Source organism: Ruminococcus sp. 1001136sp1_2201st1_G3_2201SCRN_220225 (assembly GCF_040924365.1).
In the GTDB taxonomy this organism is placed as follows: Bacteria; Bacillota; Clostridia; order Lachnospirales; family Lachnospiraceae; genus Blautia_A; species Blautia_A faecis.
On record NZ_JBCOME010000030.1, the window covers coordinates 1 to 11,018 of the forward strand.

Annotated in this window: 7 protein-coding genes; all 7 read right to left on the bottom strand. The window is 45.3% G+C overall.

Annotation, left to right across the window (positions count from 1 at the left end; all coding sequences use genetic code 11):
* Nucleotides 1-112: 112 nt before the first annotated feature.
* Nucleotides 113-1,936 (bottom strand): ABC transporter ATP-binding protein, encoded by a 1,824-nt coding sequence (locus AB5642_RS10880; RefSeq protein ID WP_173719419.1) that lies wholly within the window; start codon nucleotides 1,934-1,936, stop codon nucleotides 113-115.
* On the bottom strand, nucleotides 1,927-3,900 hold the full coding sequence (locus AB5642_RS10885) for an ABC transporter ATP-binding protein (RefSeq protein ID WP_237926068.1): 1,974 nt from the start codon (nucleotides 3,898-3,900) through the stop codon (nucleotides 1,927-1,929). The genes AB5642_RS10880 and AB5642_RS10885 overlap by 10 nt, the downstream gene beginning before the upstream one ends.
* A 41-nt stretch (nucleotides 3,901-3,941) precedes the next feature.
* Entirely contained in the window at nucleotides 3,942-5,648 is a 1,707-nt protein-coding gene (locus AB5642_RS10890) for a hypothetical protein (protein ID WP_173719420.1), read from the bottom strand.
* The gene (locus AB5642_RS10895) at nucleotides 5,641-7,929 is read right to left on the bottom strand and encodes a CDP-glycerol glycerophosphotransferase family protein (RefSeq protein ID WP_173719421.1); all 2,289 of its coding nucleotides are present in this window, start codon (nucleotides 7,927-7,929) and stop codon (nucleotides 5,641-5,643) included. Before AB5642_RS10895 ends, AB5642_RS10890 begins: the two co-directional genes overlap by 8 nt.
* Nucleotide 7,930: 1 nt before the next feature.
* Nucleotides 7,931-9,133, bottom strand: coding sequence for a glycosyltransferase (locus tag AB5642_RS10900; protein WP_173719422.1), 1,203 nt, complete (start codon nucleotides 9,131-9,133; stop codon nucleotides 7,931-7,933).
* 83 nt (nucleotides 9,134-9,216) lie between these two features.
* Complete coding sequence (locus AB5642_RS10905) at nucleotides 9,217-10,482, bottom strand: CDP-glycerol glycerophosphotransferase family protein (protein WP_173717093.1); 1,266 nt, start codon at nucleotides 10,480-10,482, stop codon at nucleotides 9,217-9,219.
* Between the two features lie 67 nt (nucleotides 10,483-10,549).
* Nucleotides 10,550-10,966 carry an adenylyltransferase/cytidyltransferase family protein gene (locus AB5642_RS10910; protein ID WP_118579597.1) on the bottom strand — a complete coding sequence of 139 codons (417 nt, stop codon included), beginning with the start codon at nucleotides 10,964-10,966 and terminating at the stop codon, nucleotides 10,550-10,552.
* Between the last annotated feature and the right edge of the window lie 52 nt (nucleotides 10,967-11,018).

An 11,018-nucleotide genomic window follows, 5' to 3' on the forward strand; every position in this document is an offset into this window, starting at 1 on the left:
CATTAGTCGCAGTTAGCGATTAGTTCGCTGTAGCGTTGCGCCGGCGAGTGAGTAATACACATTGTCCAAATGCGTCCCTACTGAAGAACTTTTCAACACACTAAATAGCAACTTAGCTAAGTACCTTCCTGGACTCCTCATCCGCAAATTGCTGCCGTACCAACTGGTAATAGTAGCCTTTCTTCGCCAACAGTTCCTTGTGTTTTCCCTGCTCTACAATCTTACCATCCCGGACTACCAGAATCAGGTCGGCATTACGGATTGTAGATAATCTGTGAGCGATCAGGAAGGAAGTTCGCCCTTTCAGCAGTTTGTCTGTGGCCTGCTGGATCAGCTGCTCGGTTTTGGTGTCGATAGAGGAAGTTGCTTCGTCCAGAACGAAAATGGCAGGATCTGCCAGTACTGCGCGGGCAAAGGAAAGAAGCTGCTTTTCTCCGGTGGAGAGACGGTCGCCGCCTTCACCTACGTCACTGTCATAACCTTTGTCAAGCTTTTCGGCTACCTCATCGGCATGAACCGCCTTCGCAGCAGCCTTTACTTCTTCATCAGTGGCATCCAGTCTTCCATAACGGATATTCTCCATCACAGTCCCGGAAAACAGATGGGGATTCTGAAGCACATAACCGATGTTGCTGTGCAGCCACAACTGACTTCGTTCACGGTAATCTCTGCCGTCGATGAGGATCCTTCCCTTAGTGGGCTCAAAGAAACGGCAAGCCAGATTCACCAGCGTACTTTTTCCTGCACCGGTCTCTCCGACGATTGCCACATTGGTCCCAGCCGGAATTTTCAGGTTGAAGTTGCTGAGCACCTCTTCTTTTCCATCGGGATACTGGAATGAAACGTTTTCAAACTCAATGTCGCCTTTAATGGGTTCCCAGTTCTCCTTGTGGGGATCAAAGAAATCTCCATACTTTTCCAGAACCTCTGGGGAGTCTACCACCTGGGGCTTCTCTTCCAGAAGGGAGGTCACCCGCTCAATATTTGCCTGAGCAGAAATGCACTGGGACAAAATTCCTGCAAGTCTCTGAATTGGTTCAAAAATTCCAACTGCATATGCAGTAAATGCAGCAAGTGTTCCTATGTCCATACTTCCATTCAGAACCATAATGCCGCCACGCTCCAGTACAAGGGAAGTTGCCAGAGCTCCAAAGAAAACTACCAGTGGAATATAAATTGCATTTAATCTGGCAGCCTTGATAGACGCACTTCTCATCTCCTCAGTGACAGAGGCAAACTCCCGGAAGTTTTTCTCCTCCACAACCAGGGATTTCACAGTTTTCGCGCCCATAATTCCTTCGTTGTAGCCACTTGTGATCTTGGAATTGATTTTTCTCACCTGACGGTTCCATGTGAGGATCTTATTCTGGAAATACCAGGTAAGAACTGCAATAGCTGGAACGATCAGCATGATCACCAGAGCCAGTTTCCAGTTCAGAAACAGCATTGCCACAAACACACCCACTACATAAAAGATAGCCCACAGCATATCGATCACATCCCAGGCGATTAACTCTGTGATCCTGGCTACGTCGTTCATTACCCTGGACAGGATATATCCAACCGGAGTTGCATTGTAGTAGGAAAAAGACAACTTCTGAAGATGAACAAACAATGCCCTTTTCATATCACGGCCTGTTTCCACATCAAGTGTCATGCAGCCTCTGGTGAAACAGATGACGGACCACATCTGAAAGACGATCACTGCAATATACAGCGCAATAAATCCTCCAAGTCCTGCCAGAGTATTTTTCTCGATAAAGGAATCAATGGCCTGTCGCTGAAATAACGGCATGATAATATCCACTACTGAGCAGAGAATATTCATCACAATTACCATAATCAGCACATTTTTCCGGGGTGCAAGGAATGGAAAAACCTTTTTCCAGATGGAAATGTCAATGGACTTTGTATATTCTTTTTCTTCTATTCGCATGCTGCACCTCCTTCCATGAGACGGATGTCGCTGTTCATCTGGATCTCATAAATGTCTTTGTATGGTCCCTCCTGGTGGATCAGTTCCTCATGGGTACCCATCTGCTGGATTACTCCCTTGTCCATCACAATAATACAGTCAGCCTGCATAAGAGATGTGATCCGATGGGAAATCATAATAACCGTTGCTTTCTCCATCTCTTTTTTCAGTTCTTTGCGGATCTTGTTGTCTGTCTCCGTATCTACTGCGGATAGGGAATCGTCAAATACCAGGATCGGAGCTTCTTTCATCAGCATTCTGGCAATTGCAACACGCTGCTTCTGTCCACCGGACAAAGTGACGCCACGTTCACCTACGATGGTGTCATATCCGTCTGTAAAATGGAGAATTGACTCATCTACACAGGCAATCTCCGCTGCATGGCGGATTTCTTCATCCAGAAGCTTCTCCTTTGTGATGCCAATATTCTCACGGATGGTTCTGGAGAAAAGGAACGGTTCCTGGAGTACCATGCCGATGTTCTGGCGCAGGTACTGACGGTCAATGTCACGAATGTCTGTACCACCAATGGTAATACTGCCGCAGTCTTCCGGCAGATCATATAAACGGTTCAGTAAATGAACCAGAGTTGATTTTCCACTTCCGGTTGTGCCAAGGATTGCAAAGGTGCTTCCGGATGGGATTGTGAAATTGATATTTTTCAGGACCGGGTGGTCTGGGGAATAACTGAAAGATACATCGCGGAAGCAGATATCGCCATCCATGGCAGGTTTCATTCCAATGATATGTCCCAAAGTCTGCTTTTCTCCACAGCCTTTATTTTCGGAATCCTCACTCGTTCGCTCTGCTGTCCGCGCAGGAATCTTATAATCCAGAGTTGCCTCACTCTGTCCTGCCTTCTTCTTTTTCACAATATTCTCTGCATTTTCATTTCTGTCTGTAGACTTAGCTTCACACTTTACAGCAGCATCCTCTTCCTCAGCCTCCAGAATATAAGCCACACGCTCCATGGAAACCCCAGCCTTACTCATATCTGAAATAATCCTTCCCAGGCTTCGCACCGGCCAGGTCAGAGACGCATTGTAGGAAATAAATGCCATAAACTCGCCCAATGTGATCCGTCCATTCACGGCAAAAACAACACCAGTCACCATAACCACCAGCACCTGCAGGTTGGTGATCAAATCTCCCGATGCCCAGTAAACGCTCATCAGTTTTCCAAGATATACCCACAAATTGGAGTAGGCATTATTTTTCTCATCAAACCGATCGATCTCATACTTTTCTCTACCAAAAGCACGCACTACACGAACTCCAGTCAGATTCTCCTGCACGGTACTGGAAAGTGCCCCCTCCGCCTCATCAGCATCCTGAAAACGTTTCCCGATCCTGGAATAGAAATAGCAGGAATAACCGATGATCACCGGGAAAAAAGCTGCCGCAGCCAGTGTGATCTGCACATTCATGGAAAACATGATTCCCAGATACAGTACGATCAGGAAACAGATTCGAAACACCTCAGGCAGCTGCCTGCACACAAAATTACGGATCACTTCCACGTCAGAGGTACATCTCTGGATGATCTCCCCGGTCTGGTGCTTTACATGCCAGGAAAAAGGCAGATACTGGGTGTGGTGATACAAGGTGTCACGGATGGATTTCAGGAAATTCTCTGAGCCTTTTGCCAGGCACATTTTACTTAAGTAATTAAAAACTCCCGAAAGAACTGCCGAAGCAGCTACCAGAAGTGCTGACAAAAGCAGTGTCTGCCGCACATTCAGACCATCCGGGATTCCATCCAGCACCAGAATATGGTCTGCTGTGTATTTCACGATCTGTGGGATCAACGCATTACATGCTGTAAACAGCACCGAAAATAATAGCGTCCCCACAAAGAACCGGATATTTCCTTTCAGGAAACGGAAAATGATCCGGAATTTCCCGGTTTTATTTTTCGTATTCATACTTCCCCCCATTTTATAAAAAAGGACACTCCCTGAACGAATCAAGGAATGTCCTCCTTCACTCCAAAAGTTTTACATATTCTTTCCAATGCATCATATTCCAAGGCCTGGTTTCCCACATAGCCCTCAAAGGCTCCAAAAAATTCCCAGGCCGCAGACTGCAGATACAGTTCTTTTTTCACATATCCATCCAGGATCACTGCTTCTGGCAAAAGGCTTTTATAGGCGGCACTCTGTGCCCCCAGCACATAAATCCTGTGCTCCTTCGATAGCTGCTCCAATGCTTTTTTCTGCTCTGCCGTTGGTGCAAGCTCACCATTTACCAGAATACTTCCCGGAACCGGCTTTTGTACCAGCTTCATGGAAATACGCTCTCCCTGCAGGTTCCATTTTCCACACACAAGGTAAGTCTCACCATTGTAGGAAACCGTTTCCGCCTGGTTCTCCTCTGGTCTGGCTGCAGCAAGTACCGGAAGGCGCATTATCCGAAGGCGGTTTTCCTTTCCGTAGTCTCCCAGCTGCTGGCAATCTGCCGGAGCATATATCCGGTCAAATACAGTAAGGGCTTTTCGCCATCTTGCCGGATATTTTTCATGGATGTAAGGCAGAAAATCAAGATCCACCAGAACTTTCATTTTCGCCGGTGCCTCTGCTGCCAGATAATATGGCAGATACCCTGTACTTCCAGCCATGATCACCACATCCCAGGAACTGCTGCCGAACAGCCTGCCCCACTCTCTTTGGGCAAGCATTCGCATATATCTTCGTATTTCCGGATTTTCCAGATAAAGAGCCGGATTTTTCTCAATCATACGGTAATTCAGGAAATCTTCCTCACTCAGAGTCATCCTTCCTGCGCCCATCACTTTTGGAAGCTCTTTTTCAAAGGCGAGAAATTCTTTCACATCTCCCTTGCTTCCAAGCCAGCCACTATAAATAACCGTATCATATTTTTCCCTGTCCATACTGTCTGCAAGCTTTCGGACAACAAGCTTAGCCTCCCGCTCGGCTTTCCAGCTGCTAAGGATCAGGACTTTCTTCCTTTCCTCCTGATTTCGAAGGGAGAAAAACTCCATTCCAGGCACTGCATTCTGACTTCGGATACACTCCAGAAGACTGCCTCTGCCTTCTTTTAATCCTTCCTTTTTCTCTATGATCACTTTTCCATCATAGACTTTTCCCAGGGTGCATTTTTCCAGCCATGCTTCCTTCGCTTTACTCTTAGACGGAGCGCAGATATAATCTGTTTTCAGAAGCTCCCTTGCCGTAACTGAGAGAAATTCTGCAGTCTCCACAGACTTCCTATCATAAATTTCCAGCATGGGATTAAAATAAACCTGTGTTTCTTTTTTCACAAAAGAGCCTGGCAGAACCATATTACCGATAATGTAACCTGCCTGGGAAAGCGCCTCCAGATATTCACGACTTTCCTCTTTTACATAGTCCACACCTGTTTTTTTCACCAGATGAAAACCGCCTTTTATGCAGGCCGTAACACTCGCCTTCTCAGAGGAAACATACTTCTTCAGCGCATAGTCCAGCATTTCCAGAAGCAGGTCACTGCCAGGCTTTTTTTCATCTATAAGGAAGAAAAAATGGGAAGCATCCACCGGATTCCCGCATACCTCTGCGTAGGCATAGTTTTTGGAAAGTTCTTTCTTATTCTCATGGATGAATTTCAGAGCCTGACGCTTCACGCTCTCATAATCCTCCATATTATCTTTCAAAATCTTCTCTATCTCATTCATCTGAAGTCCTCTTACCTTCTATCAGCTCATCCAGCTTCTCACACTGTTCCTGATTCCAGGACCTGGCCTGAAAGCTGTAAGGCATCTCTGTTGTGCAGTCTTCTGCCAGCAGCTTCATATTCATGGTTTTTGCAGCAAGGGTACCCAGGCTTTCTTCTTCCCCTTCCGGGCAGATAAAATAATCGCACAGATTCATAAATGCAAAGGGTTTCTCAAGCCATCCGGTAAGGATCACCCTTCCCTCCAGGTGAAGCTCTGAAACCATAGCTTTCAGCTTCTGATACCCTTTCCCTTTTCCGGTAATGTACAGACAGGTATTTTTCTCCAGACGGCAAAAGGCTTTCAGAACGTTCTGGGCTTTCTGCTGGTACATACAGATATAATTGATTTTCTCTGTATCCGGTGCCGGAATGGCTTCCACGGTAATAACAGCTGGATTGCTTCCCTGGTATCTGGCAATAAAGTAGCTTTCTGTGGCAGATACGATTACCTGCTGGCCTGCCAGCTCCTTTGCAATCTGTTTTTCCCGGACAAAACGTGCATTGTATTGGAAAAACCGAACACCCTCCATCTCCTTTACCACCACGGAAAACAGGCTCTTTTTCTCGGTAAGGTCAATTGCACAGTCGAATTTCGCCTCTCCAAACAGGCGCCTTGCCTCTCTCTTGTAAAAAGCATGTGGAATATCTTTTATTTTTCCCTTCAAAAACAGCTCATTCTTCGCGATTTCCTCCGCTTTTCCGTTAAAAGGCTGACCACGGTAAAGGATCCGAAGCCCGGCAGGAAGACCTATGATCTGTTCTTCTGCAAAATCGTCTCCACCACCGCACACAAGCAGGGTAACATCGTATTTCTGAAAATCCAGGTTCTCTACAAGCCCAAGAAATGCTTCGGTGTCATCTCCCTCAGAAAAATCACCGGCATACATCAGAAGCTTTTTCTTTGGTAACTGCGCCTCATCCTGACAGGATATGCACCGGGAATCTTCTTTTCCGTGGAATACAATGTCTGCAAGGCGGCGGCAGACCTCTCCGTCATCTTGCGGGCACGCCCAGGCAGCTTCCCTTTCGTAAACCTTCCGGTATGGCTCCATGGCTCTTTCGGCATCCTTCACATAATCTCCAAGCTGCTCATAAGTTTCTGCAACAGGCCCCGGCAGCTTATCAATTCCAAAGTATAAGCCTCTGTAATTCTTATATTCTGCAAGATCCGGGATGAAGAACAAAATGGGCTTTTTTGATACCAGATAGTCAAAATAAATACTGGAATAATCGGAAATCAGAACATCTGTAGCACGAAGAAGCTCATTGGTATCTACGGTTGCAGGAATATACTGTCCGGTTATCCCTACTGTGTCTTTAATGTGGTAGTATACAATCTGATGAGGCTTCACCAGCACCTGGTACTCCCTGGTATCCACATTCTCCTCGATGGTGCGGATCATCTTCTCATAGGCATCCAGGCTGGTATCAGGGCTGGAATACCTGCTGCCCTTCCAGGTAGGCGCATAAAGGATCAGCTTCTTCTTTGGATCTGCCTCCACGCCTGCCATCTGTAGCTTCTTAAATACGTTTTCCCGGTCTGTGTGAAAATAACTGTCATTACGTGGCTGCCCGATTTCCAGAATTTTTCCGGGATAAAGATTTTTCATTTTGAACGCATTCTCATAAATCTCTGTCATAAAATGATTGGGCGCGATCAGATAGTCTGCTGCAAGGAAATTCCTTACTGTATTTCCTGCACTCACCTTGCCTGCCGGAATGTCAAATCCAATGGTTTTTAATGGGATTCCGTGCCAGGTATCCACAAAGATCTGCTCCTTGCGTTTGGTAAAATATCCGGGAAAGCTTACATTATTGATCAGATATTTGGCTGTAGCCAGATATTCCCTGTATTCTACAGACTGGAATTTAATAAATTTCACATTTGGATCATCCCTGTAAAGTCCCATCCAGGGTTCATTATCCGAAAAATCGTCAATGACCCAGACATGGAGATACTCCTGAAATTCTGTCTGGGTCAGCAAATACTTGAAAATGGCATGAGGGCTGCAGGTCATGCCTCTGCCCCCAAATGCCTCGTATAGTATACATTTTTCTTTTATGGGACTGTCAAGAAAATCCGCGTACTTCTCCCGAAGCTCCTCCGTAAGATTGTATTTTGCCTCATCCCTGGCTCTCTTTAAGGCAGCCTCAAAAGTGTCCTTTTCTTTACCGGAATTTTCATCCGGGCGGACCATCCTTTTCACCAGCTTCTTCAGGTTGTTCACGGTGATCTTCATGTCACTTCCCCCTCTTCTTCGCAACTACACGTTCAAAAAGTCCGTCCCATTCTTTCACAGCCTTATCGATAGAGAAATCATCAGACTTGGCAATGGCATTCGCAGACATCCGGGCACGAAGCTCTTCATCATGTGCCAGTTTCAGCATGGCCTGGGCAAATTTGTGGGGATCAAACGCTTCAGGAAGGAAACCGGTCTTTCCGTCATCAATAATCAGATCCATGGCGCCCATATGATAAGCGATCACCGGAAGGCCAAACTCAAAGGCTTCCATAATCACCATAGGCCAGCCCTCCCATCTGGATGGAAGAAGGAAAACAGAAGAATTCAAATAATACTTCTCAGGCTCATTGGTATATCCTACAAAATGGACACGCTTCTCCAGATGGCGCTTCTTCGCGTCTGCCCTGATCTGGTCAAAAAGATCTCCGTCTCCGATGATATCAAGCTCCCACTCCGAATCCTCTTTGCAGAACTCTTCAAAGGATTCCATCATAAGATCCAGTCCTTTGGCATATACGAAACGGGTCGCCATAAGAAAACGTTTGGATTTCACATCGCACTTCTTTTCACTGACAAAGCTTCTGGGATTGATTTTTACTTCACAATCTATTCCAAGCTTCTCCATATAGTCCCGCTTATCATAATCACTTAACACAATGTAGCGGTCCAGATTTGGCAGATACTGCTGAAGAAGGTTCTCCTGCTGCCAGAAGACGACAGGCTTCACATGAAGGTATCCGTCATAGCAGTTATGCTGCCAGCCGATGGTTGCGGCTTTCAGCCGGGGCGCGATCATGGCAAGTCTCAGGCTTAAGGATGCTGTGGTAAGGATCACGTCATAATCCTGGGAATTGAAATATTCCACCCATTTTTCTCTTGTTTTTTGGGGAAAAATTGCTTCTGCAAGAATGGGATTCAGGCTTTTTTTATTAAACAGACCAGATCTGTCATTGAGCTTCTTCACCAGATAGCGGGCGCAGAAAGCCGGGGTATGATGCTTATTCACGAACTGGCTGTTGTCAATGAAATCCACATTGATATCTTCACTTAAATGATACATGGTGCGGTCTTCACGAAAGCGGTCTTCATAAGTCATGATCGTCACTTCATGCTCTTTCACCAGCTCGTTGGCCAACAGGGAAACCACTCTCTTGGTTCCGCCCAGATCAAAGATTTTTGTTATCCAGATACATATTTTCATGTTATATACCACCCCTGCAGGGGCTTCCTCCTTTTGCGGGATAAATCCTGAAGCATGTAAAAAAGGCTTTCGTATTTTCTCTGTTATACCGTAATTTTGAAATAATCCAGAACACGTTTGCAGTAATTATCTGTTACATTATGAGTCTTTGCAAGAATTGCCTTACGTTGATTCTCATAGTCATCTTTTCCATTTTTGACATCCAGAACAAACTGTTCAAACTGCTGTACATTGTAAATGTGTTCTCCTGGCATGTATTCCAGTGGATCTTCAAATACCCATCCTCTGGACTCCGTATAGGCATCATAGTCATCCAGGGTAAATCCAATAGGTCTGTTGAGAAGCAGATAATCAATTGCCACAGAGGAATAGTCAGAAATCAGGGCATCCGAACAGTTGATAAACTCATACAGCTGCAAGCCATTGTCTTCCAGATCCTGATTTTCCAAGTAAACAATGTTTGTCAGCACATTTTCTCCAAAGTCATATGGAATCTGGAGATAATGCTTCTTAATTACCACAAGTACATGATTATCACGACAGAAATTATTAAAAGCAAGAAGCCGCTCCTTATCGTCCAGGATCGGAATATTAAATTCATTGTTCAGCGTTTCCTCATTCAGTCTCTCGCTGCTTGCATGACGGTAGGTAGGCATCCACAGGATCAGCCTGTCACTGTCAGCTGCTTTCAGAAGCTTTTCCTTATATGCTCTTGCGGCGTCGCTGCCCTTCATCATCTGATCGTAACGGGGATAGCCAAGTGCAAGAAGCTTCCTGGAACTGCAGCCAAAGAACTCTTTCTTCGTCTCAATAAACACATCTCCTGGCACCAGACAGTAGTCGAAAAATACCTTGCGGTTGTTCTTGTTCGCCTTGTAGCCGCAGCCATGCCAGAGATTTACAAAAGTCTGACCCTTTCTTGCCATTCCGATCCAATTAAATGCCTGGGTGTAGAAAATAAAGGCTGAGGTCAATGCATAGCGGTAAGCTGCTGCCCTGCGGATCGTCGTGTTCTTCTTGAAATTGCGAACAAACTTCACATTCTCCGCCTGGTATTTCTTATACTTCTCCGGCTCATGAACCAGCCAGACAAGCTCATATTTTTTATTATATCCATTTGCAACCATATAATCAAAAAGAGCCCGGCAATTGTCTGTAAAATCATCATTTGTCTCAAACAGGATTCTGTTTTTCACCATACGCGGGGGGAATTTACGAAGTCTTCTCACTTTCCAGCGGTCATATAAAGCGTAAGTCACATAGCCTTTGAAAGTGGTGAACAAAGGTCCTGCGCCCTGCTCTTTCAAGATTTTTGAAAATTTCTTTAGAATTCTCTGTGCTCTTTCCATGGATTTTACCTTTCTTAATATATTACAATCCAGAGCCTGTTTAAAAAAGGCTCTAAATCAGTCCGCATTAATACTCTTTCAGTTTCTCACGAAGCATTGTAGAAGAAGTATCTTTGGTGTAGGGAAGATAAACCAGCCTGGCTCCCAGGGCTTCCATCTCTTTCCCGGTGCGCTCCCAGCGCTCATTTCCCTTCCAGTCATCTCCGATATAAATTTCATCGAAACGGATCTTATCCCAGATTTCTTTTTTATCAAGGGTATTCGTGATGATCACCTCGTCCACATATTTAATGGACCGGACGATCTCAGCCCGCTCTTCCAATGGCACGATAGGTCTTTTATTCTTATAGCTTTCCACAAGCTCATCTGTATTTACGCCTACGATCAGATAATCACATCTTCTTTTGGCATTTTTGATCAGGTTCAGATGACCGATATGAAACATATCGTAAGTTCCCTGTGTGTATCCGATTACCTTTCCCATTTATCCCTCTCCTGTATCTGTTTTTTTCGAAAAAATAATCATAGCACATTGT

Bases quoted from the DNA above. Each gene is read 5' to 3' on its own strand.
- AB5642_RS10880 (WP_173719419.1), bottom strand. From the start codon at position 1,936: ATGCGAATAGAAGAAAAAGAATATACAAAGTCCATTGACATTTCCATC.
- AB5642_RS10885 (WP_237926068.1), bottom strand. From the start codon at position 3,900: ATGAATACGAAAAATAAAACCGGGAAATTCCGGATCATTTTCCGTTTC.
- AB5642_RS10890 (WP_173719420.1), bottom strand. From the start codon at position 5,648: ATGAATGAGATAGAGAAGATTTTGAAAGATAATATGGAGGATTATGAG.
- AB5642_RS10895 (WP_173719421.1), bottom strand. From the start codon at position 7,929: ATGAAGATCACCGTGAACAACCTGAAGAAGCTGGTGAAAAGGATGGTC.
- AB5642_RS10900 (WP_173719422.1), bottom strand. From the start codon at position 9,133: ATGAAAATATGTATCTGGATAACAAAAATCTTTGATCTGGGCGGAACC.
- AB5642_RS10905 (WP_173717093.1), bottom strand. From the start codon at position 10,482: ATGGAAAGAGCACAGAGAATTCTAAAGAAATTTTCAAAAATCTTGAAA.
- AB5642_RS10910 (WP_118579597.1), bottom strand. From the start codon at position 10,966: ATGGGAAAGGTAATCGGATACACACAGGGAACTTACGATATGTTTCAT.